28 protein-coding genes are annotated in these 24,979 nt (G+C 46.7%); 4 read left to right on the plus strand and 24 right to left on the minus strand.

The features are described 5' to 3' along the window. Position 1 precedes the first annotated feature (1 nt). From atpD to DTOX_RS20195, 21 genes are all read right to left on the minus strand, one after another. Positions 2-1,426: a F0F1 ATP synthase subunit beta gene (gene atpD / locus DTOX_RS20095; RefSeq protein WP_015759503.1), complete on the minus strand. Its 1,425-nt coding sequence runs from the start codon at positions 1,424-1,426 to the stop codon at positions 2-4. A gap of 56 nt (positions 1,427-1,482) precedes the next feature. Next, the gene (atpG, locus tag DTOX_RS20100) at positions 1,483-2,334 is read right to left on the minus strand and encodes an ATP synthase F1 subunit gamma (RefSeq protein WP_015759504.1); all 852 of its coding nucleotides are present in this window, start codon (positions 2,332-2,334) and stop codon (positions 1,483-1,485) included. A 36-nt stretch (positions 2,335-2,370) separates the two neighbouring features. Then, positions 2,371-3,876: a F0F1 ATP synthase subunit alpha gene (atpA, locus tag DTOX_RS20105; protein WP_015759505.1), complete on the minus strand. Its 1,506-nt coding sequence runs from the start codon at positions 3,874-3,876 to the stop codon at positions 2,371-2,373. Between the two features lie 19 nt (positions 3,877-3,895). Further along, positions 3,896-4,444, minus strand: coding sequence for a F0F1 ATP synthase subunit delta (locus DTOX_RS20110; protein WP_015759506.1), 549 nt, complete (start codon positions 4,442-4,444; stop codon positions 3,896-3,898). Beyond that, positions 4,438-4,935, minus strand: a complete 498-nt coding sequence (gene atpF, locus DTOX_RS20115; protein WP_015759507.1) for a F0F1 ATP synthase subunit B — start codon at positions 4,933-4,935, stop codon at positions 4,438-4,440. The genes DTOX_RS20110 and atpF overlap by 7 nt, the downstream gene beginning before the upstream one ends. Before the next feature lie 125 nt (positions 4,936-5,060). Further along, a complete protein-coding gene (atpE, locus tag DTOX_RS20120; RefSeq protein WP_015759508.1) occupies positions 5,061-5,300 on the minus strand; it encodes a F0F1 ATP synthase subunit C in 240 nt (79 codons plus the stop codon). Between the two features lie 85 nt (positions 5,301-5,385). Next, positions 5,386-6,126: a F0F1 ATP synthase subunit A gene (atpB, locus tag DTOX_RS20125; RefSeq protein WP_015759509.1), complete on the minus strand. Its 741-nt coding sequence runs from the start codon at positions 6,124-6,126 to the stop codon at positions 5,386-5,388. Next, complete coding sequence (locus tag DTOX_RS20130) at positions 6,123-6,584, minus strand: ATP synthase subunit I (RefSeq protein ID WP_015759510.1); 462 nt, start codon at positions 6,582-6,584, stop codon at positions 6,123-6,125. Before DTOX_RS20130 ends, atpB begins: the two co-directional genes overlap by 4 nt. 4 nt (positions 6,585-6,588) lie before the next feature. After that, positions 6,589-6,816 carry an AtpZ/AtpI family protein gene (locus DTOX_RS20135; RefSeq protein ID WP_015759511.1) on the minus strand — a complete coding sequence of 76 codons (228 nt, stop codon included), beginning with the start codon at positions 6,814-6,816 and terminating at the stop codon, positions 6,589-6,591. A gap of 386 nt (positions 6,817-7,202) precedes the next feature. Beyond that, on the minus strand, positions 7,203-8,357 hold the full coding sequence (gene wecB, locus DTOX_RS20140) for a non-hydrolyzing UDP-N-acetylglucosamine 2-epimerase (RefSeq protein WP_015759512.1): 1,155 nt from the start codon (positions 8,355-8,357) through the stop codon (positions 7,203-7,205). Positions 8,358-8,585: 228 nt separating this feature from the next. Then, positions 8,586-8,897, minus strand: a complete 312-nt coding sequence (locus DTOX_RS20145; protein WP_015759513.1) for a MazG-like family protein — start codon at positions 8,895-8,897, stop codon at positions 8,586-8,588. Between the two features lie 134 nt (positions 8,898-9,031). After that, positions 9,032-9,496 carry a ComE operon protein 2 gene (locus DTOX_RS20150; RefSeq protein WP_015759514.1) on the minus strand — a complete coding sequence of 155 codons (465 nt, stop codon included), beginning with the start codon at positions 9,494-9,496 and terminating at the stop codon, positions 9,032-9,034. A gap of 15 nt (positions 9,497-9,511) precedes the next feature. Next, a complete protein-coding gene (gene glyA, locus DTOX_RS20155) occupies positions 9,512-10,753 on the minus strand; it encodes a serine hydroxymethyltransferase (protein WP_015759515.1) in 1,242 nt (413 codons plus the stop codon). Between the two features lie 27 nt (positions 10,754-10,780). Next, positions 10,781-11,230 (minus strand): ribose 5-phosphate isomerase B, encoded by a 450-nt coding sequence (gene rpiB, locus DTOX_RS20160; RefSeq protein WP_015759516.1) that lies wholly within the window; start codon positions 11,228-11,230, stop codon positions 10,781-10,783. A gap of 100 nt (positions 11,231-11,330) precedes the next feature. Further along, positions 11,331-11,801 carry a low molecular weight protein arginine phosphatase gene (locus DTOX_RS20165; RefSeq protein ID WP_015759517.1) on the minus strand — a complete coding sequence of 157 codons (471 nt, stop codon included), beginning with the start codon at positions 11,799-11,801 and terminating at the stop codon, positions 11,331-11,333. Positions 11,802-11,822: 21 nt separating this feature from the next. Continuing rightward, positions 11,823-12,368 (minus strand): manganese efflux pump MntP, encoded by a 546-nt coding sequence (locus tag DTOX_RS20170; RefSeq protein WP_015759518.1) that lies wholly within the window; start codon positions 12,366-12,368, stop codon positions 11,823-11,825. A gap of 120 nt (positions 12,369-12,488) precedes the next feature. Next, positions 12,489-13,520: an L-threonylcarbamoyladenylate synthase gene (locus tag DTOX_RS20175; protein ID WP_015759519.1), complete on the minus strand. Its 1,032-nt coding sequence runs from the start codon at positions 13,518-13,520 to the stop codon at positions 12,489-12,491. Between the two features lie 52 nt (positions 13,521-13,572). After that, positions 13,573-14,430 (minus strand): metal ABC transporter permease, encoded by an 858-nt coding sequence (locus tag DTOX_RS20180; RefSeq protein ID WP_015759520.1) that lies wholly within the window; start codon positions 14,428-14,430, stop codon positions 13,573-13,575. A 37-nt stretch (positions 14,431-14,467) separates the two neighbouring features. Beyond that, entirely contained in the window at positions 14,468-15,220 is a 753-nt protein-coding gene (locus DTOX_RS20185) for a metal ABC transporter ATP-binding protein (protein ID WP_015759521.1), read from the minus strand. Continuing rightward, entirely contained in the window at positions 15,220-16,143 is a 924-nt protein-coding gene (locus DTOX_RS20190; protein WP_015759522.1) for a metal ABC transporter substrate-binding protein, read from the minus strand. Before DTOX_RS20190 ends, DTOX_RS20185 begins: the two co-directional genes overlap by 1 nt. A gap of 110 nt (positions 16,144-16,253) precedes the next feature. Beyond that, on the minus strand, positions 16,254-16,673 hold the full coding sequence (locus tag DTOX_RS20195) for a Fur family transcriptional regulator (protein ID WP_015759523.1): 420 nt from the start codon (positions 16,671-16,673) through the stop codon (positions 16,254-16,256). Positions 16,674-16,858: 185 nt separating this feature from the next. Here DTOX_RS20195 and DTOX_RS20200 point away from each other — a divergent pair, with 185 nt between their 5' ends. From DTOX_RS20200 to DTOX_RS20215, 4 genes are all read left to right on the plus strand, one after another. After that, complete coding sequence (locus tag DTOX_RS20200; RefSeq protein ID WP_015759524.1) at positions 16,859-17,551, plus strand: HoxN/HupN/NixA family nickel/cobalt transporter; 693 nt, start codon at positions 16,859-16,861, stop codon at positions 17,549-17,551. Positions 17,552-17,779: 228 nt separating this feature from the next. Beyond that, entirely contained in the window at positions 17,780-18,379 is a 600-nt protein-coding gene (locus tag DTOX_RS20205) for an anthranilate synthase component II (RefSeq protein WP_015759525.1), read from the plus strand. Then, on the plus strand, positions 18,357-19,844 hold the full coding sequence (gene pabB, locus DTOX_RS20210) for an aminodeoxychorismate synthase component I (protein ID WP_015759526.1): 1,488 nt from the start codon (positions 18,357-18,359) through the stop codon (positions 19,842-19,844). Before DTOX_RS20205 ends, pabB begins: the two co-directional genes overlap by 23 nt. Then, a complete protein-coding gene (locus DTOX_RS20215) occupies positions 19,823-20,725 on the plus strand; it encodes an aminotransferase class IV (RefSeq protein ID WP_015759527.1) in 903 nt (300 codons plus the stop codon). Before pabB ends, DTOX_RS20215 begins: the two co-directional genes overlap by 22 nt. Before the next feature lie 148 nt (positions 20,726-20,873). Here the strand turns inward: DTOX_RS20215 and DTOX_RS20220 are convergent, their stop codons facing one another. The 3 genes from DTOX_RS20220 to DTOX_RS20230 all read right to left on the minus strand — a co-directional run bounded on the left by DTOX_RS20220 (position 20,874) and on the right by DTOX_RS20230 (position 24,956). Further along, entirely contained in the window at positions 20,874-21,977 is a 1,104-nt protein-coding gene (locus tag DTOX_RS20220; RefSeq protein ID WP_015759528.1) for a Fic family protein, read from the minus strand. A 127-nt stretch (positions 21,978-22,104) separates the two neighbouring features. Next, positions 22,105-23,217, minus strand: a complete 1,113-nt coding sequence (locus tag DTOX_RS20225) for an acyltransferase (RefSeq protein WP_015759529.1) — start codon at positions 23,215-23,217, stop codon at positions 22,105-22,107. Next, a complete protein-coding gene (locus DTOX_RS20230) occupies positions 23,214-24,956 on the minus strand; it encodes a hydantoinase B/oxoprolinase family protein (protein WP_015759530.1) in 1,743 nt (580 codons plus the stop codon). Before DTOX_RS20230 ends, DTOX_RS20225 begins: the two co-directional genes overlap by 4 nt. Positions 24,957-24,979: the final 23 nt, after the last annotated feature.

Consider the following 24,979-nt stretch of genomic DNA (forward strand, 5'->3'; position numbering starts at 1 on the left):
ACTATACACTTCCCTCTAATTTCTTGGCCTTTTCAACGGCTTCTGCTAAATTACTCACCATATAAAAAGCCTGCTCAGGGAGATGATCCCACTTACCGGCAACAATCTCATTAAAGTCGCGAATAGTATCTTTCAGTGTTACATAAGCACCGGGAGTACCGGTAAAGGCTTCAGCCACATGGAAGGGCTGAGAGAGAAAACGTTGCAGTTTCCGTGCCCGCACAACAATAAGTTTATCTTCATCAGACAATTCGTCCATACCTAAGATAGCGATGATGTCCTGAAGTTCTTTATAACGCTGCAGCACAGCCTGCACACCACGGGAACAGTTATAGTGTTCCGCACCCAATACGTTGGGGTCCAAAATCCGGGATGTGGAATCCAGCGGATCCACAGCCGGGTAAATACCCAACTCAGCGATCTGACGGGACAAAACAACGGTCGCATCCAGGTGAGCAAACGCGTTGGCAGGAGCAGGGTCAGTCAAGTCGTCCGCGGGCACATAAATAGCCTGCACAGAAGTAACAGAACCCTTGGTTGTTGATGTAATACGCTCTTGTAGCTGCCCCATTTCAGTAGCCAGCGTAGGCTGATAACCTACCGCGGAAGGCATACGTCCGAGAAGCGCCGAAACCTCGGAACCTGCCTGAGTAAAACGGAAGATGTTGTCCACAAATAAAAGCACGTCAGCACCTTCATTATCACGGAAACATTCAGCCATGGTTAACCCTGTCAAACCAACCCGCAGACGGGCTCCGGGGGGCTCGTTCATCTGACCGAAAACAAGAATGGTTTTATCCAAAACGCCAGACTCTAACATTTCATGGTACAGGTCATTACCTTCACGGGTACGCTCACCCACACCTGAGAACACGGAAATACCACCGTGCTGCTTAGCAATGTTGTTAATTAACTCCATAACGATAACGGTTTTACCTACACCCGCACCGCCAAAGAGTCCGATTTTACCACCCTTCAAGAAGGGGGTCATCAAGTCAATAACTTTAATGCCTGTTTCCAACATTTCCGCTCTGGTGGACTGATCTACCAGTTTGGGAGCGGGACGGTGAATCGGCAGATACTCATCAGAGACAATCGGTCCTTTGCCATCAATTGGCTGACCCAATACACCCATCATACGACCTAGCACCTTACGGCCTACTGGCACAGCAATAGGTTTTCCAGTGTCTACTGCTTTCATACCGCGAACCAGACCGTCGGTGGAAGACATAGCAACAGTACGAACCTGGTTATTACCCAAGTGCTGGGCTACTTCCAGTGTCAGATCATAGTCTTCCGGAAGTATAGAACCTTCCTGATCTTTGCCGAGAATCTTTACAGCGTTATATATTTCAGGCACTTGACCCGGTGGAAACTCAATGTCTACCACCACGCCGATAATTGTAACTAAACGGCCTTCACTCATTTATTCTTCCGACCTCCTTGCCGTCAGATTTAAATACCATAACTATTTCATAATTTTTACTCCAATGCTGCAGACCCACCGACGATTTCAGCAATTTCCTTGGTAATCGCGGCCTGACGGGCACGGTTCAAAACAAGTGTCAACCTGTCAATCATATCTGCCGCGTTAGAGGTTGCCGAATCCATAGCAGTCATACGGGCTGCCTGCTCACCGGCCTTGGACTCCAATAATGCACTGTAAATAGTGGTTTCGACGTATTTTGGCAGCAATTCATACAATACTGACTCAGCATTTGGCTCATAGATATACTCCACCGGCTTGGCCTCTTCTTTCTCCTGAGGCGGCTCAACAGGCAACAGTTTAATCATGGTGGGACGCTGGGTCATAACACTTACAAATTCGCTGAAGAACAAATAAACCACATCAAATTCTGCAGAAGAATACTTATCAATAACAAACCTTGCAATATCCTGGGCTTGTGAAAACTTTATATTTTCACCTAAACCAACATACTGCTGGGCAATATTATAATTACGGCGACGGAAGAAATCTCTGGACTTTCTTCCCACAGCTACTAAAACCGGATCTTTAATGCTTTTTACCTCGTTAAATGCCATTTTTATAACATTGGCATTAAAACCGCCACATAGACCTCTATCAGCAGTTACTACTATATAGGCTATATTTTTGGGCTCACGTACTTCCAACAGGGGGTGATTTACACCGCCGGCGGACTTAGCTACACGGCCTAATACATCCTTTATCATCCGGGAAAAAGGTCTTGATGCAACAACAGCCTCCTGGGCCCGGCGGAGCTTGGCCGCGGCAACCATTTTCATAGCCTTAGTGATTTGTTGGGTATTCTTAACACTCTTAATACGCCGCCGCAGATCCTGTGCACTAGCCATAATTTTTCACCACCTTACAACGACTGCCAATGACTTTTATGCAAAAGTTTTCTTGAACTCTTCAATAGCAGCCTTGAGTTCGCTTACAGTTTTATCGCTTAATTCCTTGCTCTTATTGATTTCATCTGCAATTTGCGGCTTATTGGCTTTCATATACTTAAGAAATGCATCATCAAACGGTCTGATTTTTTCTATCGAGAGGTCGTCCAAATAGCCATTAATAGCCGTAAATATAGACATAACCTGCTCAGCCATTGTCAAGGGAACATACTGATTCTGTTTTAAAACCTCAGTAGTTCTCTGACCACGGGCCAGACGGGATTGAGTAACTTTATCCAAATCGGAACCGAACTGGGCAAAAGCAGCCAATTCACGATACTGAGCCAAATCCAAACGCAGTGTACCGGCTACCTTCTTCATAGCCTTAGTTTGTGCGGCACCACCAACACGGGATACAGACAGACCTACGTTAACCGCAGGGCGCTGACCTGACATAAAGAGGTCGGTCTCCAAGAAGATCTGACCGTCTGTAATAGAAATAACGTTGGTCGGAATATACGCGGAAACGTCACCGGCCTGGGTCTCAATAATCGGCAAGGCAGTAAGAGAACCCCCACCGTAATCATCATTTAACTTGGCAGCACGCTCTAACAGGCGGGAGTGCAAGTAGAATACGTCGCCAGGGAAAGCCTCACGTCCGGGAGGACGGCGCAACAAAAGTGAAAGTTCACGGTAAGCGGCAGCCTGCTTGGACAGGTCATCATAGATGATTAATACGTCCTTGCCGTTCTCCATAAATTCTTCGCCCATGGCACAGCCTGAGTAAGGAGCGATATAGAGCAGCGGAGAAGGCTCGGAAGCAGTAGCTGATACCACAATACTGTAATCCATAGCGCCGTGGTCAGACAAAATCTGCACAACGTTAGCAACGGTAGAGTTCTTTTGACCTACAGCAACATAAATACAAACAACGTTTTGACCCTTTTGGTTAATAATGGTGTCAACTGCAATAGCAGTTTTACCGGTCTGGCGGTCACCGATAATTAATTCCCGCTGTCCGCGGCCAATAGGAATCATTGCGTCAATAGCTTTAATACCGGTTTGCATGGGCTGGTTAACCGACTTACGGGTAACAACACCCGGTGCAATACGCTCAATAGAACGATATTTATCAGTTTTAATCGGGCCTTTACCGTCAATAGGCTGACCCAACGGGTTAACAACACGACCAATAAGTTCCGGACCAACAGGCACTGAGATAATACGACCGGTACGCTTAACAGGGTCGCCCTCTTTAATGTGGGTGTAAGGTCCTAAAATAACGCAACCTATGTTATCTTCTTCCAAGTTTAAGGCCATGCCCATTGTACCGCCGGGGAATTCCAGCAATTCGTTAGACATACAATCTTCCAGACCGTAAACACGGGCAATACCGTCACCCACCTGAATAACCGAACCGACGCTGGTTACTTCAACCTGGGCCTGGTATTTATCTATCTGCTGCTTAATGATAGAGCTAATCTCTTCAGGTCGCAAATTCATTCTACTGGTTCACCCCTATCTAGTTAACTTGGTTTTGAATGAGGCGATCTTTCAAGGTAGCCAAGCGGGTTTTAACACTGCCGTCAATAACCCTATCTCCAATACGGACAACCACGCCACCGATAAGGGACGGGTCAACTGCATATTCCGGCTGAACCTTTTTGCCAGCAAGCTTATCCAATACTTTGGCCAGGCTTTTCTGTTCTTTTTCGTTCATTTCAATTGCCGAGGTGACATGCACTTCTACAATATTACGATGCTGGTTGGCCAAAAGAACAAACGCGGCAACTATATCACCTAAAAATGATTCCCGACGACGATCTATTAAAAAGAAAAGAGAATTCTTGGCCACAGGAGAAATATAATCTGAGAAAATATTTCCTACCAAATCCTTTTTGTCTTTGGAGGTAACCTGCGGGTGATAAATGATTCTCTTAAGTTCAGGGTTGCTTTCAATAATCTCTAAGACACCCTTTAAATCGCTTTCTAAACTGTCAAGCATATTGCCTTCCAGGGCAAGTTCAAACATGGCATGAGCATAACGTCTGGCCACAGCACCTCTTAGCATGGCAGATCGCCTGCCTCTTTAATAAATTCCTGCACCATACTGTGCTGCAGATCCTCGGTAATCTTCTGGCTAACTACCTTACCTGCCACCAGAATAGCCAGTGATGCCACTTGCTCCCTAAGCTCAGCCACGGCTTTTTCTTTTTCACGCTGAATTTCAGCGGTAGCGTTTTCCTTAATTCTTTCGGATTCGGCTTTAGCTGCGGCAATAATTTGATCTTTCTGAGCTTCCGCAGCTTTATTGGCATCAGCAATAATCTGCTGGGCGCCTTCTTTGGACCGCTGCATTTCAGCAAGATAAGATGCTCTCAGTTCTTCGGCCTTTTTCCTCTCATCTTCAGCTGCGTTCACGGTATTTTCAATATGTTTTTGCCGCTGTTCAATCATGTTAATGAGCGGCTTCCATGCAACAATGCGCAGAAAAATTAAAAGTATAATGAAGTTAAATATCTGAGCAAACAATGTTGCATTAATACCTAAAGCGTCTAGCACAAGTTCCCCTCCTTCCGGCAACTAAGGCAATAGATTAAGAAGGCAGCAGCGGGCATAACCCGCCGTACCGACTTAATAGAACGGACGAGTAATACCATAAAAATTTCCTACCCTCACCCCACAAATTACATTTTGCCGAGAAGCATAAATGCAATAACAACAGCGATAATGGGGAGCGCTTCGATCAAACCTACGGAGATAAACATGGTTGTTTGCAACACGCCTCTTGCCTCCGGCTGGCGAGCGATGGACTCAACAGTTTTACCGGTAACCATACCGTCACCAACACCTGCGCCGATAGCAGCTAAACCTACTGCTAAAGCTGTACCCATTGCAACCAAACCTGAACCTACTTCTACTGCCATGATTTTGGCCTCCTTCAAAAATATAAGTTTTTTAATTTAATTATAGATAACTGTTTTGTTACCTAACATGGACATTAAAAATAACTTAGTGATGTTCCGCTACAACCTGAGAAGTATAGGCTATAGTTAACATCGTGAAAATAAATGCTTGGATAAAACCAACAAATATACTAAATGCCAGCCATATTACAGATGGAATGAAGCCGCCAAAGAAAACTACCGAAGTAGGTATCAACCCCAGCAGTACCGCAATCAAAACCTCACCGCCATATATGTTGCCGAATAGACGGAAGGCCAGAGTAGTGGGACGGGCCACTTCTTCTATTAAGTTTAAAGGTAAGAATAAAGGAAATGGCTTGATAAAATGCTTTAAGTGACCGGGGCCCTTGTACTTAAATCCCTGATACCAAAGCAAACAAAATACAAACAATGCCATGCCGATAGTGGTGTTCTTGTCGGCAGTTGATGAACTCATGGTAGGTATCAAACCTAAAAGGTTGGAGAATAAGAGGTAAATAAATATAGTACAAAGTAATGGCATTAAAGGCGCGGCCTTTCTAGCCCCAATATTATCAAAAGCTAAGCCTTTGATAAAGTCATAAAGCAATTCCACCACTGTTTGCAGTTTACCAGGTTTGCGCATACTCATATTACGTGTGGCCATTAACAAAAAGACTGCTACCACAATCATGGTAATCCAGGTCATCACGAGGGTTTTCGGGTTATATTGAGTGTTATAACCCATTAAGTTAATATGCGGCAAATGATGTCCTAAAGGAAAACCCCAAAAATTTAGTTGCTCTTCCACCTGTTCCAAACTCATCATACATTTTCACCCCCTTTTCGTCTTAATTTGGAATTTACTTGCATGGCTTGGCTTGCCATAGCTTGCTGAAAAGATTCTTTGAAGGAACTGACAGCCAGATCGAATATAGCAACCAGCGGCGGTATGAGCAGACCTGCTCCTATCCCGTGCAAATCTATCCAAGCTATATTCCTTACCGCAAACAACACTGCACAAATTGTTGTAAAGCGCATGGCCATACCCTTAAACATATACTTTTTAGCCCTGGGGGGAGAAAACTCTCCTATCCTGCCTAAACGCCTGTGCAGTGTAAATGCATTATACAGGCCTACGGCAAGACCAATTAACAAACCCCATAAAAAAGGTGACCCGGAGGTCAAGACAATACCTGCTACCACTAACCCGGTAATTATGAGCGTAATTTTTCTGGTACGTGAAAACTGAGTAGTCAAATCAGGTATGGGTGCCGGGGTCAGCATAAACTCACTCCTTATCTTTGAAAAACCTCTCCAGGGTCTGCACTATACCCAATATGCCCAGTGCCACCCCCAGGAGCACACCTGTTACCATAATCCAGGGCTCTGTCCCGAAGTGACGATCCAAATAACGTCCCCCAAGAAAACCCAGCGTAACAGTCGCCGCAATCTCCATACTGATAGTTGATGTAAGCGCCAGGGCCTGCAAGCCTTTGCCTTTACCTTCCTTGGCCATGGCTACCAACCTCAAGCAAGTGTATACCATAATTTACACTCAAAAACATGCCATAAACGGACATACACCCACCTACCTTTGCTGTATCTTATATGTTCTACACAAATGAGGACATTTCCTTCTTGCAGCAAACGACTTTTTTTGTGTATTCTTAAAAAACACCTTTCTCATTTGCTGGATTTATGTCATTTTTCTAAACTAATCAACTTTTTATTGATTAATTCTGCTTATTGCTAAGAAAAATATTTATAATTAGGCCATATATTCTGAAAATTTGAAAGTCCTCTGCTCAACAAACCAAACGGCATGTTGCCTCAAATAAAATCTTTTCAACATCATACAAAGAAGGAGAGTTTCAAATATTCTCTCTCCTCGAAATTTTTTCTTTAGGCCGGAATAAATTTTTTCGGTGGTTTATCGGTCAGACCGTATTTAAATTTTATCGCCTGCACGATTCTTTCAGCAGCCAAACCATCACCGTAAGGGTTTACGGCATTAGCCATTTTATAATATAAATTTTGATTATCCAGTAAATTTGCGGTCATATCAACCAATTTCCCTCTGTCACAACCGATCAAACATACGGTTCCGGCATCCAAGGCTTCCGGCCGTTCCGTGGTATCTCGCAAAACCAATACCGGTTTACCCAGAGAAGGTGCTTCTTCCTGCATACCGCCTGAATCTGTCAGCACCAGGCAGCAGCGATTCATTAAATTGACGAAGGGTTCATAATCTAACGGTTCTATCAGGTGGATTTGCGGGTTGTTGCCCAACTCTTCCTGCACCGGCCCGCGAACGGCGGGATTCATGTGTACAGGGAAAACCACTTCCACATCCGGATAGTTCTCTGCAATTTGTCGAATGCCGCGATAGACTTCTCTCAGGGGTTCACCCAGATTTTCTCTCCTGTGTGTGGTGACCAGAATGACTCTTTTTTGCTCATAGGCTATACCGCTTAAAATACTGTTTTGACTGAAGACATACCCGTCCTTGACAGTGGCCCGCAGCGCGTCAATAACGGTATTGCCTGTAACAAATATTTTCTCTTCCGGCACCCCCTCGCGTGTTAAATTAGCGGCAGACGCCGCGGTAGGGGCAAAATGCATGTCTGCTAAGACTCCGGTCAAATGCCTGTTCATTTCTTCCGGAAAAGGCGAGTACTTATTTCCGGTACGCAGCCCGGCCTCCACATGCCCCACTGAAATTTGCAAATAATAGGCCGCCAAGGCACCGGCAAAAGTTGTGGTGGTATCCCCGTGCACCAGCACTAAGTCCGGCTTTTCTGTCTCCAGTATTTTTCCCAGGCCGTCCAGAGCACGCCTGGTAATGTCAAATAAGTTCTGTCCCTGCCGCATAATGTTCAGATCATGCTCGGGATAAATAGAAAACAGCTCCAGGACCTGGTCCAGCATCTGCCTGTGCTGAGCGGTGACAATTACTTTGCTGTCGATTTGATCTGCCAATTTATTAAGTTCCTTGACTACCGGGGCCATTTTTATAGCCTCCGGCCTGGTTCCAAATATTGTAATTATTTTCAGCATATGAATCCCCTTGCAGCAAAATAATAAATCGTTCTTATTAACTTATATGTAATTCCGGCCAAGTTATAACTCCCAAAACATTGTATACTGCACTCGGTAAGAAAACAACAGTTTTCGGACCGCTAAGTGCAGTTTATACTTGCTTCCATGGAAAATTTATTCCCGTTGCAAGTATAACATACATATGCTTATTTTTAAAATAAATTTTTATAATTATTAATCCCGGATTTAAAGCTTTAGATAGCCTTTTTTAACCAGCTTATTGATATGGTTCTCATAGGATTTTTCCAAATCCACCCCGTATTGCTCTTCCAGTACAAACATCATGGACACCGCTGTTTGAGCCACATCCATCAACTCCCTGGTGATAAGCAGCATTATTTCCTCCTGGCTATGAACGGTATTTTCCCCGCTTAAGCCACGCAATTTGCCAATAGCCTGAGCCAGTTCCCCCGCCTCCTCCATCAGCTTCAGGGCTGTGGATTCCATGGTGGGAGATAAATTGTTTAAACGGGGCAGTGCAATGATTTTCTTCTCCAAAAAAAGTCACGCTCCTTAACCTCGGGAAAGCCGCCTTAAGCGACTTTCAAGCAGCCACAGCTCCATCACAAGCATAATTTCCCAGAGTAAAATAAAGCCCTGTTCGGTTTTCCAAACAAGGCTTTTATGCAATTTTACAAATTACTGTCAGTTAACTTCAGGTAATCAGACAAGTTACAGGTGATTTTAGTCACCTTAACTCCAACCAGATTAAAAAGCTCCATACAATACGGATCGATCCGGTAATCCTGTTCGTAGTAGACATGCCTTATACCTGCCTGAATGATCAGTTTGGCACAATTTAAACAAGGGAAATGGGTTACATATATATCAGTGCCTTCCGTCGAAGCGCCGAATTTTGCACACTGTACTATGGCGTTAGCCTCGGCGTGCACGCAGCGGACGCAGTGCCCGTTATCTATGCGGCAGCCGTCGTCCAGGCAATGCACATCTCCGGAAACCGAACCGTTGTACCCGCCGGCAATTGATCTCCTGTCTCTTACGATCAGGCATCCTACAGAAAGCCTGGAGCAGGAGGAACGCAGAGCTATTATTTTAGCCTGGCCCATAAAGTACTCGTGCCAGGAAATTCTTTTCATATGATACCCCCTTCCCTAGTAGAGAGGATACCTGCCGCAGATTTGCCGCACCAGGGCACGGGCTTTTTCCTGATAATGCTTGTCTCCAAAGTAATCCAATACACAGTGGAACACTTCCGCTACCTGCCGCATGGCTTCTTCATCAAAACCTCTTGTGGTTACGGCAGGCGTACCGATTCTGATCCCACTGGTTATTTTCGGCGGCTGAGGGTCAAAAGGCACGGCATTTTTATTTACGGTTACGCCGACTTCATCCAGCATATTTTCCGCTTGCATGCCGGTTATACCTTTATTCTGCAAGTCCACCAGCATCAAGTGGGTATCCGTACCACCGGAAACCAGTGAAAAACCGTAACCGGTCAAGGCTTCGGCCAGAGCGGCGGCATTTTTAATTATTTGCTTTTGGTATTCTTTGAAATCCGGCTTCAGTGCTTCACCGAAAGCAACCGCTTTGGCCGCAATTACATGCATCAGCGGCCCGCCCTGTATACCGGGGAAAATAGCCTTATCAATATCCGGCCCGTAGCACTCCTTGCAAAAAATCATGCCGCCCCTGGGCCCGCGCAGGGTTTTGTGTGTTGTAGTGGTAATAACATCCGCGTAAGGTACGGGACTCATGTGCAGGCCGGCCGCAATCAAACCGGCGATATGCGCCATATCCACCATTAAATAAGCTCCTATTTCGTCCGCGGCTTTTTTTAATTTCTCAAAATCTATTTCCCGCGGGTAGGCGCTGGCCCCGGCCACGATCATTTTAGGCTTGTACTCTGAAGCAATGGCCTGTACTTTTTCATAATCTATACGGCCCGTGTCTTTTTCCACGCCGTAAGAAATAAAATTAAAATATTTGCCGGAAATATTAACTTTGCTGCCGTGTGTCAGGTGACCGCCATGAGCTAAATCCATGCCCAATATAGTGTCTCCCGGTTTCAGCAAAGCAAAATAAACGGCCATATTGGCCTGTGAACCGGAATGAGGCTGAACATTAACATACTCCGCTCCGAATAACTTTAAGGCCCTTTCACGGGCAATATTCTCTGCTACATCCACATATTCACAGCCGCCGTAATAGCGGTGAGCCGGATAGCCCTCGGCATATTTATTCGTCATGACCGAACCCTGTGCTTCCATGACAGCCCGGCTGACAAAGTTTTCCGAAGCTATTAATTCTATTTTGTTTCTCTGTCTCTCAGTTTCCAATTCTATGGCCCGCAAGATTTCCGGGTCAGTGTCGGCTAAGCTGCGCAACAAGGTCATCTACTCTCCCCCCAACAGGCTAAAAGCTTACTTATTATATTTTGCTTCTATTTGGGCAATCTTTTCTACTCTGCGGGCATGACGTCCACCGGCAAAAACAGTATTCAGCCAGATCCTGACAATTTCCGCAGCTAAACCGGCGCCAATCACCCTCTGACCCAAAGTTAAAATATTTGCGTCATTATGCTCCCGCGCACAACGCGCGGAAAAAGTGTCATGACAAAGGGCGGCACGAATGCCCGGCACTTTATTTGCCGCCAGGGAGACTCCTATGCCTGTACCGCAGCAAATTATTCCTCTGTCATAATCCCCGGCCTTGACGGCTTCCGCCACAGCCAGAGCCAAATCCGGGTAATCAACTGACTCCTCTGAATATGTACCAAAATCTTTATACTCAAAACCGTCAGCACGCAGGCACTCAATAATTTCTTTTTTTAACTGAAAGCCCCCGTGATCAGCGGCTATGGCAACTCGCAAAATTAAAACCCCTCTTTCCTCGCATATTGTACTTTAATTATTTAAAATTCTCCATAAAGAGAGGATTCCCTTTTTATACTGTCAAATTTTAAACCTATGTTTATTCTTTCTCCAGCTGACGGCAGAACTTGTCCAGGGCCGTTTCAAGCAATTCCCATAACGAAGCGGCACATTTGCGATAGACAGCCACTGTCTGACCGAAAGGATCAACTATATCCCCTTCCTCACCTGAATAGGAACCCAGGGTAAATATTTTTCCCGCGGCAGAAGGAAAACGTGAGATGAGTATTTGGCGGTGTGAGGCAGTCATGGTTAATATTAAATCCGCTCCGTCAACTTCCTGCCAGTTCACCATTTTTGCCCGGTGTGAGGAAAGATCAATACGGTATTCCCACAGGGCCTCAACTGCCTGTGGAGAAGCAGGGCCACCGGGCCAGGCGGCTACCCCGGCGGAAGCTACAATAATATCCGGAACAGATTGTTTAATGCTTAAGATTTTCCTGGCCAGCGCTTCAGCCATACTGCTGCGGCAGGTGTTGCCGGTGCAGACAAATAGTATTTTCGAGGACATTCTTCCACCTCCAGATAAAGGCTAACCCCAGAAAAGCTTTACTCCGATACCAACCAAAACGGCCCCGCCTGCCATCTGAGCCCGTGAACCTATCCAACTGCCGATAAAGCGTCCCAAAACCAGCCCGGTAAAGGTCATTAAGCCGGCTACCAGACCAATTACGCCGGCAGCCTGAAGCAGGTTGACATTTCTGGTGCCAAGTGTAAAGCCGACGCTTAGAGCATCCATACTCACACCGGCAGACAGTAACACTACTCCCCACAGGCTGTCGATCATTGAACGGGCCGAATTATCCGCACCCTCACGCCAAACAGCCAGGATCATTCTGCCCCCCAGGTAAACCAGCAAGGCGGCCCCGGCCACAACTGCCACACGCCCCAACAGGTTGCCGAGAACCCCCCCTATATACCAGCCAATCAGAGGCATAAATATATGAAAGATAAAGATTGTCATTGTTATAACGGCCGTCTGCCTGCGCCTGACTCCGGCCATACCGATACCTATACACATGGAAAAGGCGTCGGTGCCCAAAGCCATTGCCAGCAAGACCAGGGTAATTTCGCTCACTTTTTTCCCTCCAGTTTGCCGTTAAGGCATGTATGTAAATTATAATCCAATATAATTTTATTTTCAATAAAACGGCTGAGAACTATAACTTTTAATGGGGACTTGTACCTTCCTTTGACCCTATACCTTAATTGTATTACTGCCGGCGGCCAATCTCAGTCGGTTTTGAATGGCTAAGCCCAGGCCTTGCCCATGGAAACCGGCACAGATGATTATATCTACGCAGCGGTTATCCAATTCACGCATGGCTTGAAAAAGACCTGCCGCCACAGAGACAGGCCTGCTTTTGCTGCCTGCTGTAGTATAGATATAACTTTGAAATAAAAATGCGTCTTCCTCGTACAGCAAAAGTCCCACTTTTTGTCCCTGTTTTTCGTAGTGGAGCGCCATCTGGCCTATTTTCTCCAGTACAACCCGGTCATCCTCACCTTCTACCAGCAGGAAAGCGGCATGTGGAGTATAATGGGCATATTTTGCCGAGGGGATTGCCTTGTTTGTCAGTTCCAGGCTGCCTGTAAAGGGGCGAAGGTCTTCCTGGGTCAACACGCCCGGACGCAAAAGCACCGGCTTTTCGCCGGTAAAATCTATCACTGTGGACTCCAAACCCCACTCAGAAGGCCCGCCATCCAACACGGCCTCTATACGGCCGCTCAAATCCTGCAATACATGGTCCGCTGTTGTAGGACTGGGTCTGCCGGAAAGATTTGCGCTGGGCGCTACCAGAGGGACTCCGGACTGCTCGATTAAGGCCAGGGCTACCGGGTGATCCGGCATGCGCACTCCTAAAGCCGGCCTGCCGCCGGTGACCTCCGCGGGCAGGTGGCCCTGAAAGGGCAAAACCAGAGTTAAAGGACCGGGCCAGAATTGTCCCGCCAGCGCGTGAGCCTCCTGCGGAATGTCCTTTAAGTAGGCAAAGGCGGTTTTCAAATCCGCAACATGGAGGGTCAGGGGATTATCCGCGGGGCGGGCCTTGGCTTGAAACAACCGCCGCACGGCCCGGCTGTCCAGGGCGTTTGCGCCCAAACCATATACGGTTTCGGTAGGGAATGCCACCAAACCGCCTGTTTTAATAATTTGCGCCGCTGCCTGAATTATTTGCCGCTCAGGTTTTTTTGCGTCAACCCGCCAGCATTTTGTCTGTAATTGTTTCAATTCCATACCACCCGAAATTCAACTTTAAGTTTAGCAATGCATTTATTCAAAACTAGGCCGGTTCAATTTTTTCCGTATTCGGGGCTGCCGGGGTCTTTTTGAGAAAAATACTTCTCAGCTTTCCAGAGGAATAGGCTGCGAAAAACACAGCCAGCGCGGTCAAAACTACAGCGCCGCCGGAAGGCAGGTTCCAGTAATAGGAAACAACGAGACCGGTTAAGATTTCGCTTATCCCCAAAAACATCGACAAAAAGAAAACTTGTTTGAAGCTGCGGGAAACCAGCAGCGAGGTCAGTACGGGGATAACCATTAAAGCGCCTACCAAAAGACCTCCGACAATACGAAGAGATATGGCCACGGTCAGAGCAGTCAAAATAATAAAAACAAGGTTTAGCTTGTCATAGGGCAGTCCGGATACACGGGCATAATCCTCATCAAAGGCCATAAGAAAGAATTCTTTGAATAAGAAGAACAGTACCAGCAAAACCAGCAGGCCCAGTAATAATATGCCCCAAACATCACGCGGTCCGACAGTGAGAATGCTGCCAAAAAGATAGCCCATAAGATCAACGCCGAAACCCTGCGACAAACTGATTAAAACTACAGCCAACGCCAGACCGGCCGACATAACCAGGGCCAGTATAGCTTCACCGGGCAGTTTCTGGTTTTCCCTCATTCTCTCAATACTCAGCGCGGCAGTCAGGGCCGTACCTACTGTGACCGCGAAGGGGTTTACACCCAGGTAAAGTCCCAGAGCCACACCTGCCAGAGATACGTGAGCCAGGGTATCCGCCATAAAAGAATAACGGCGCAGAACCAAAAACACGCCGATTGCCGGGCATATAATACCCACAATGGCACCGGCTGCCAGTGCGCGCACCATAAAATCGTATTGAAGCATTTCTAACATTTACCCACCCCTGAATTCAATATGCTCTCCCTTATGTTTAATGATGGTGAGATACTGCCCGCACCGCCATTCCGTATAAAGAGGCTAAAGTTTCTCCCGCCGGAATGTCCAAAGGACTGCCATGATAAATCAAACGCCGGTTGATACAGGCCAGCTTGTTTACCTGAGCCCCGATAGCGCCGGTATCATGAGACACGGTAATCAAAGTCATATTTTGATCCTTATTTAAACTGCTGAGCATGCTGTAAAAACGTTCTTGAGCGCCTGCATCCAGACCAACCACCGGCTCATCCAATATCAAAAGCTCGGGACTGCCGGCCAGAGCTCTGGCAATAAACACTCTTTGCTGCTGCCCGCCGGAGAGTCTCCCAATTAAAGCGCTGCTGTTATCCCGCATACCTACCAGTTCCAAAGAATACCGCACAACTTCTTTATCCGCAGCGGTTAAACGACGGCCTACACCTACTCGCCCGAACCGACCGGCGGCAACCACCTCCTCCACAGTAGCCGGAAAACGGTGATCGAAGTGAGTGGCCTTTTGGGGTACATAACCCACTCTGGGCCAATCCCTGAATTGCCCTATATCCTGTCCAAACAGTTTGATATCGCCTCGCAGGGGCTTATATAGTCCCAAAATCAATTTTAGCAGCGTTGTCTTGCCGGAACCGTTAGGTCCAATCAGAGCCAGGTAGTCACCCTGGTATACTTCCAGATTAATTGCTTCCAAAATTGTTTTTTCCGTAAAAGAATAGTACAGGTTTTTTATTTCCACCAGAGCGATTTGCTCCACTACTGCAAGGCCTCCTTCAAAGCCGCCAGGTTGCTGTACATTAAAGAAATGTAATTTTCACCTTGAGCCTGTTGTTCTTCAGTCAAACCGGCTATCGTGTTTAGGACACCGGTTTTAACTTTTGCCTCGCGGGCCACCGTTTCTGAAAGCTGCGAACTGATTAAAGGCTCAAAAAAAATACAACGTACCTTATTTTGGCGAACAAATTCCACCACCTCTTTAAGTTGAGCGGGTGAAGGCTGGGCCTCCGGCGACAGACCCAATACGGAAACCTGCTGCATTCCATAACGCCTGCACATATACGCAAAAGCACTGTGCGAGGTTACCAGGTCTTTGCTTGTAAAGCTTTGTGCAGCCGCACTGTACTCCTTATCCAGTTTAAGCAGCTTTTCACCGTAAGCCGAGGCTCTTTCCCGGTAATACTGCCCGTTGTTCGGGTCAATTTCAGATATTGCCGCAGCAATGCTCTCTACTGTATGTCTGGCCATCAGCGGGTCCAGCCAATAATGAGGGTCGTAAGTACCTTTTGATGCACTGATGAGCTTTTGACCGGCAGACGCATCCAGCACTTTCACCTTTTTGCCGGCTAAAACAGGCAGCAGCCGCTGCTCCACCCAGGGCTCCAGTCCCGCTCCGTTATAAATGAACAGATCCGCTTGCTCTATGCTGGCCATGTCTCTGGGTGCGGGTTCCCAGTCGTGGGGTTCCGCGCCGGGCGGCATTAAATTATAAACATTCACCCGGTCACCACCGGTTTGAGAAGCGAATTCATAAAGTGGGTAAAAGGTTGTCACAACCTTAAGCTTACCGTCCGCATTTACGTTTTTAAGCGCTTGAACGTGAGCCTGCTCGGATTTATTCCCACAGGCGGTTATTATTACCGCGGCAAGCACCAGCAGCACTCCAAAATACAATTTCTTCACAATGAACCTCCTATCCAACCCTGTATAATCTACAAACTATATATCTAAATAGAAACCATCTATACATCTGCTCTGATTTAATTAATAAAACCTGACACCGCGGAATACAACTACTGACAGTTTGGGCAGTAGCCAAAAATGCTAAACGTATGGCCGGACACCTTAAAGCCGGGGTTCTGTTTTAGGATATTGTGAATACATTCCGCCGGGCAGTGATGAACTTCCTTGGCTTTCCCGCATTTCAAACAAACTAAATGGTGATGATGATTATTTTCATCGTTCATTTCAAAACGACGGCAGCCATCAAAAAAGTCCACTTCAATAATTATTCCCAGATCCTTGAATAAATTAAGAGTACGGTAAATAGTATCAAAACTGACGCTGGAAAAGGTCTGTTGAACTTTTTTTAATACCTCCTCGGCACTAAAGTGCTTATTATCTTCCAAAAAGACTCTGACCACTTCCTGGCGCTGCGGAGTGAGTTTTATACCACAAGACTTTAGCTTATCCAGCACATCCTCCATACTCATAATTACGCCTCCCAAATAATATTTATTCTTATTTAATCTTTCTTATTATTTAATTTATTGACTCAACTAATCTTGTTTCTTATCTAAGTATGCTTCTTATTTATCAAAAAATATAGTTTTTGTCAATATGTTTTGGTTATATAAAACATATTGTTATGAATATGCTTATCTAAAGGGGTGGGGAAATGAACCTGTTCTATTATTTAACAGCTTTCGGCATAGGAGCTCTGCACTCGCTGGAACCAGGCCACGGCAAAAGCCTTATGGGGGCTTATCTGATAATGTCACGGGGCCGTGTTATCGACGCGGTCGCTCTGGGTTTAACCTCAGCGGCCACCCACACCGCGGTTATCCTGGTTATGGCGGCAACAACACAATTTGCTTTTGCTGCCGCTCAGGTAAGCACTCATCTCAGTGATGCCGGACAAATGGAAATCTGGCTGCAGCTGCTGTCCGGCATTTTAATGACAATCATAGGAACTAAATTATTCCCCTTTAACAGAAAACACACCTGCTGCAAGCATCATCATCCTCATGCTCATGCACCGGTCGGACAGGCAGGTCAAAAAGTAAACCTGCTGGATTTACTCCTGGTAGGCTTCACAAACGGGCTGATTCCCTGTCCCAGCGCTTTAGCGGTTCTTCTGATGTCTCTCAGTACCGGACATCTTTTTCAAGGACTGCTGCTGGTACTGGCTTTTGGTGTTGGCGGTGCAGCAGCCTTGATTACCGTAGGCATTATTTTTGTTAAGCTTTCCGCTCTGGCCGGAAAATCTATAAGCGCCGCAGCCTGGAGCAAATTCTCCGCCGCCAGCAGCTTGCTGATTATTGGCACAGGCATTGCAATCACCTACCAGGCCGTTCAAAAGCTGCTTTGATATTTGTTTAAGTTAATAATTAAGCTGTTGACAGATAAAATAAGCTTATAGTAAAATGTAATTAGATTTTTCTGAAAATTATATGCTTAGTTGAGCTTAGATCAGTTGAGATGAGAGAAGATGAGACGACTCGGAGAACGCGGAGTGAGAACCAGCTTATTTGTGCTGGTTTTTTTTATTTTTTAAGCCGTTTCTATATCTATAAATTTGTTTAAGGAGGGTTCACGCATGCTGGTATTAATAGACAATTATGATTCCTTTGTTTACAACCTTTACCAGTACCTGTGCGAATTGGGACAGGAAGTTCTGGTTTTTCGCAATGACAAGGTCACACTGGCACAAATTGAAGCCCTTTCACCTTCTCACATAATCATTTCGCCCGGGCCTTGTTCTCCCAACGAGGCAGGTATTTCCATGGAGGTTATTTCCTATTTCGCCGGCAGAATTCCTGTGCTGGGGGTTTGTCTGGGACACCAATCCATTGGACAGGTTTTCGGCGGCAGGGTCCTGCGCTCTCCCCGCATGATGCACGGCAAAACCTCCCGGATCAGACATGACGGGCGCACTGTTTATAAAGACCTGCCCAACCCCATGACTACCGCCCGTTACCACTCTCTTATAGTCGAAAAATCAGATCTTCCGCCGGTTCTGGAAATCACTTCGGAAACTTCGGAAGGTGAATTAATGGGGGTAAGACACAAAGAATACACAGTGGAGGGTGTGCAATTTCACCCGGAATCAATTTTGACAACCGCCGGCAAAGAGCTGCTGGCTAATTTTTTAGAATTGAAAGGGGGTCTCTGGCGTGAAAACCCTGCCTTTGCTTAAAAAAATAGATGTCGCCGCCGACGCGGTTCTCTTGTATGAGCGTTTGCAATCCGGTTCTTATAGTTTTTTTCTCGATACCGGCATGAAATCACCGGGCCTCGGTCACCATTCTTTTGTAGGCGCAGATCCCTTTTTGCTGTTCGAAACTAAAGACGATCTAATTACGATAACCAGCAACGGACGGCGGCAAAACATTACCGGATCTCCTTTAAAGGAATTGAAAAGACTTTTAGCCGAATATCAAATGCCTCCGGTTGACACGGGACTGCCTTTCAACGGGGGTGCCGTGGGCTTCTTCAGTTACGATTTAGGCAGACAGATAGAAGTTATACCTGACCGGGCCGTGGATGACCTGGAACTGCCCGACTGCCAACTGGGCTTTTATGATGTCCTGGCAGCCGTCAATCACCTGACCGGGGAAGTATTTGTTGTTTCCACCGGGCTGCCCGAAAAAGACCCGGAACTGGCTTTCCGCCGGGCGGAAAAAAGACTGGCAGAAACGGAAAAGCTTTTGTGCGGCCCGGAATCTCAAAAGGACGCCCGGCCCGCGCCTGCCGGGATCGCGACACCCGGCAGGATTTTTTCCTATCCCGAGCGGCAGGAAATCAGTTTGCCTCAATCCCATTTTACCCAGGAGAGTTATTGTTCCGCAGTACAAAAAGCTATTGATTATATTGCCTCAGGCGATATTTTTCAGGTTAACCTGTCCCAGCGCTTCTCTATACGCCAGACCACTGATTCATGGAAACTGTATAAGAAATTGCGGGAGATTAATCCCGCTCCTTTTGCCGCCTTCCTGTCTTTTGCTGATGTAGAGGTAATAAGCGCTTCCCCCGAACGGTTTTTAAAAGTTACCGGCAAGCAGGTGGAAACCAGGCCTATTAAAGGGACCAGGCCCAGGGGCAAAACAAAAGCTGAGGATGCTCTTATGCGGCGTGAACTCTGGGAGAGCATCAAGGACAGGGCGGAACTGGTTATGATTGTGGATATGGAAAGAAACGATCTGGGACGGGTCTGTAAAATAGGCTCGGTAAAGGTGCCCGAGCTTTACCGGCTGGAAGAATACGCGACCGTATTTCACCTGGTTTCCACGGTAGTCGGCGAACTGCCGGAAGATAAAACCACCATAGATTTACTGGAGGCGGCTTTCCCCGGCGGCTCAATCAGCGGAGCACCTAAAATCCGCTCCATGGAAATCATTGAAGAACTGGAACCTGTGCGGCGGGGAATCTATACCGGGTCTATCGGCTATATCGGCTTTGACGGGGATGCTGACTTGAATATTGTTATTCGCACTATTATCGCCAGGCACGGCCGTTTTTACTTCCAGGTGGGCGGTGGTATTACGGCTGACTCAAATCCTTATGCCGAGTATATTGAGACGCTGGATAAGGCGAGAGCTTTGATGAAAGCACTGGGATTAGAGGAGAAGGAGGAGTATTCTTGGAGCGTTTCGTCCAGATAAGCAGCACTCAGGATACCGGGCAACCGCCCGCCGCTCAAAAAACACCCGGTGATACAACTTATGTCTGCTGCAACGGTGAAATTATTCCGGCAGAAGCAGCTTCACTGCCGGCAGCAGACAGGGGCTTACTTTATGGCTACGGGCTTTTTGAAACTTTCATGGTTAAAAAGGGCCGGGCGGTTTTTGTTGAGGAACACCTGCAGAGACTGAGCAGCTCCGCGCCTAAACTCGGTCTCTTATTATCGGAAGAAGACTGTCAAACCGGAATCATTAACGGTATAAACAGAGTTATAGAAAAGAACTGTTTACAGGAGGGCAGTCTGCGTTTGACGGTTACTGCGGGCTCGGAAAGCGAACGCAGGCCCGGTATACTTATAACCGTTAAAAAAGCCCCGGCATATCGCAGCGAGCATTACCAACAGGGATTTCGGGCCGGTTTTCTGAAAAACCCGAGGAACGAGCGCTCTCCCCTGGTTTATCTTAAGTCTCTCAACTATTTGGAGAACCTTTTAGGAAGACAGGAGGCTATATCCAGCAACTGGAATGAAGGATTATTTCTAAACACTCACGGATGTCTTGCCGAGGGAACTGTCAGCAATATCTTTTTGGTAACCGGGGATAAAGAGCTGGTTACTCCTCACGTCTCTTCCGGCCTGCTGCCCGGAGTTATGAGGGCTAAAGTGCTGCGGAAAGCCGCTGCCGCCGGCTATCGCTGCCGGGAAAGGGCTGTACTGCCGGAGGAGTTGTTTTCGGCCAAAGAGTGTTTTCTGACTAACTCGCTGATGGTGGTCATGCCCCTGGTGGAAGTGGACGGGAAAAGCATCGGAGACGGTAAACCGGGTCAAGCAACCGGAGAGATCAGGGCTGGGCTGGAGATTTGAAGCGGTTAATTACCAGAGATTTTCAAATCAAACCCTCTCTTACTGCAGAGGTTTTATTTAGAACTCTTAGGCTGTTCGCAGCAGCTTAAGGGTCTGTTGTATTCTCATATTCCCTCTTACCACATTTTTCCGCTGTTTTGTCTGACTTTCAGTTAATATCCTCTAACTTTAGACACTGATACCTTTCGCCCAACTTATATGAGGTTATTCTCTTTGTTCCGCTGGCCGGTTGCAGCAATCCTATTTCTAACCAATCTTTAACCCATTCCTGCATAGTTCTCTTAGTTACTTCGAACCATTCAGCCATCACAGCCAGCGTTAAAGGACGATCCTCGAAGCGCAAAGCTAAGTGCAAAAGTTTAATTTCCTTTTTCGAAAGCTCCAAAAGTTTTCCTTGTGATGCCTCATGCAAACGATTTGCCGTATTAGCTATGTTTTCGTATGCTTCAGCCATTGTATTGAGAAAGAAAATAATCCAGGGCGTTAAGTCAGCATCATTGCGGCCATTATAATACTCCACCGGCAACCCCATTTGTAAGCTGCCATAATACAGTTGTATATTTTTTACATAGTATTCTTCGACCGTGAAATAACCGCTTAGATCATAACCACCTTGCATTAAGATAAATAAAGCCAGTGCCCTTGCCAACCGCCCATTTCCATCATCAAAAGGATGTATAGTTACCAGCTGGTATGTGGCAACAGCAGCCTTTACAGGTGTAGGCAATGAATGATCGGTATTAATCCAGATTACTAACTCAGCCATTAACTTTGGAACATCCTCGTATGCCGGTGGGATATAATCTATCTCACCAGTAACATTATCCCGCACACAAAACAAATAACCCGGCGGTGTTGCCACTCTGTACTCACTCAACTTTCCTCTTCGGCCCGGGCCTCTCACCTCTATAATCCGGTGTAAACGCTTAATAAAATCTTCACTGATTATTTTTATTTTAACTGATTTATTTAAGAAAATAAGAGCCCGCCAATAATTTCTCACCTCCTGGGCATAACGGCTTTCAGTTTCACCCGGACGTTGTTTAATAACACTTTCTACTTCTCCTATTGTTAAAGGATTTCCCTCAATTGCCGTTGAGTAGTGAGTACTTTTTAATCTTGCCCGGAATTTTATATCTTTTTCAATATGTAACGGTATTTGTTTGCCTGTTATTGAGCCACGCAGATATTCAATTTTTGATAGCAGTGAAATTATCTCCGGAGTAAAGCTAAACTTTGGTTTATATGGCATCGTTATCACCTCACCATAACCATACCATAATCTATTAATTTCTGCAATATATTTCTTTTATTCATTTCCGCTAATAAAACACAAAGGCAACCCCAAATGTTCCAACAATGCTTCTAAGGGTAGTTAGTCACATTTTATGTTTGGTTCCTTTGACATAAACACCACCGATAAGGTGTATAAAGGGGATATAACAGGCAATATACGTTAGAACAAGAGTAATCACCGCAACAGCCATAAACAAACCGAACATGCCTGCTTTACCCTGCCATAGGAAAGGCATCCCGCTTCGTAAAAGCAGAAGCTGGTCCAATACCAACGGGTGAAGCAGATAAAGGAGAAAGGATTGGGCAGACAGCCGGTTTACCGTTTTATCCAAATCTATGGTTGCAAATACTCTGCTCTTCCCTATCCGGATGACCTTTTTCATAGCTTTGAACCGGACAGCCAGCCCATAAAAGAAAAAATAAGCTGACAGTGAGTAAAGCATAATGGATGGCTTAACAGAGGAATCACCCGTCTTTGTCCGGCTGCTGTCCACCAGCAAAAGCGACAGGCCTGCCAGCCAGATAACAACGCAAAGTATCCCCTTGCCCCGTAAAAAGCTTTGCCATTCTTTCACTGCAGCCAGATACATGCCCAGGACAAAATAAAACAACCAGAGAGGAAACAGGCTAACATACGGTATACCTATATCCGGCAGCGTAATGATTTTTATTTGATGCAAATAGATACCGGCCTGGGACAGCAGTGTGAGAAAAAACGTTAAACCAAGGAAAGACAGGGGCTTTTTTTGCAGCAATCTTCTTAACCACGGATATAAAAGATAGAGCTGAGCAATAATTAAGAGAAAGTACAGGTGATAATACCCGGTGCCGCACAAAAGCTGCCGGCTCAGCAACAGCAGCCGGTCAGGCTGCAACAAAGCACCCCAACCGGAAACCCGAAAAAACTCCCGCCAGGCATACAGAGAATAAAACAATGACCAAAAAACATAGGGCCACAAGATTTTACCCAGGCGCCGCCGCCAGAAACCGCTGCTGGAATAATCCCGCCCGGAACCGCTATGATACACAGCAAACCCTGACAGAATAATAAACAGAGGTACCGCATAGCGCACAACCTGATTTAAAACAAAGGCTGCTCTGCTGTTTACCGTGTAACCGCTCGTTATATGAATGGCAATAACCGAAAACGCGGCGAAGACGCGCAAATAGTCTATTTCCCGCAGGCGATGTTTCATGGACTGCTTCTCCTTAACTCATCCCTTAAAAGCTTTGTTGACTCCTCATCCACCACATAACTCTTCGAAATAACCACACCGTAATAATCACGGGCTGCTTTAAAAGAGACCAGACCGTTTAAAACATCCTGCCGAACTTTGCTCGGATCCCTTTTCAGAGGATTACCGAAACCGCCTCCCCCGGCGGTTTCCAAAACGATTGTGGTATTTGCCGCAACCTGTCCTGTAAACTTACCGCCCAAATTGGCCCCATGCTCCGCACTGGCACTGTTTTTTATGGCGTAGCCCGCTCTGCGTCCGGCTAACCCTCCTGACAAACCCCAGGGTGCAAACACAGCTCTTTCGGTACTCACCGAGACAACAGCCTCAGCGCCCAAAACGGTAATTTCTCTGACTAAACCTGTTCCCCCACGGTATTCACCGGGCCCCCCCGAATCCGTAAGCAAACCGTATTTTTCTACTCTTAGAGGGTAGTTATTTTCAATTACCTCCACCGGGGTATTGCGCGTGTTGGTCATATGCACATGCACCCCATCCATACCGTCCTGATTGTGCTTGGCTCCCTGCCCCCCGCCGTAAGTTTCCACATAAGAGTAATAGCACCCGTTCAGCTTATTGACTCCTCCGATAGTAAAATTACTCATACTGCCGGTACCGGCCGCAGTAACTTTTTGGGGCACGGCACCGGCCAGGGCGCCTAAAATAACATCTGCCACCCGCTGCGCAGTGTTAATATTGGCGTGTGCCACAGGTGCCGGGAAGAGTGGATTGACCAGGCTGCCGGCAGGAGTTATTACTTTTATCGGGTAACCAATACCGGCGCTTGAGGGCAGCCAGGGATCGGCTACCGCCTTGATCGTATAGTAAACACAGGCCATAATTACTCCCCTGGCGGCATTAACCGGGCCGACAGCTTGCGGATCGGTTCCACCAAAATCAACAGTCAGGCTGTCCCCTTCCAAGATTAAAGCAACCTTTATTTTTACCGGTTGATCGGTTATACCGTCACCTTCCAGATAGTCTTCATAACTGTATACGCCGGAAGGCAAGGCAGACAGGGCGGCCCGCATCCTGCGCTCACCATAGGCAATTATTTCGTTCATATAGTGGTTTAATAATTCCAAACCATACCTCGCCCCCAGTTCCTTGAGCCTGATCTCTCCTACCCGGTTGGCGGTCAACTGCGCTTCTATATCGCCGTAAAACTCCTTCGAAGTGCGCACATTGTTGGCTAAAACATCCAGCAAGTCACGGTTAATCTTATTTTTTTGCATCAGTTTGACCGGAGGTATACGCAGGCCTTCCTGAAAAATTTCCCGTGCGGCGGTTGACATGCTGCCCGGCACAGCCCCCCCGACATCAACATGGTGAGCCAGGTTGGCCACTATAGCCAAAGGCTTATCCAAATAATAAACCGGGCTGATCAAACAAATATCCGGCAGGTGTGAACCGCTGACATAAGGATCATTTATGATTATAGTGTCACCCGGCTCCATTTCCGAAAGGGGAAAGCGTTTTAATACGGCTTGTACCACTGTGGGCATTAATCCTAAGTGCAGAGGTATATGCTCGGCCTGGGCAACCAGTTCGCCTTCCGGTGTATACACAGCGGTGGAACAGTCACGGCGATCCTTTATGTTGGGAGACAAAGCCGTGCGAATCAGGGTTACGCCCATCTCCTCAGCGACAGACTGCAGGGAATTACGCAGCACCTCCAGTGTTATTGCATCTATCGTCATTTCAACACCTCTTCATTGCAAGT

Origin of the sequence: Desulfofarcimen acetoxidans DSM 771 (genome assembly GCF_000024205.1) — a bacterium.
Classification (GTDB): domain Bacteria; phylum Bacillota; class Desulfotomaculia; order Desulfotomaculales; family Desulfofarciminaceae; genus Desulfofarcimen; species Desulfofarcimen acetoxidans.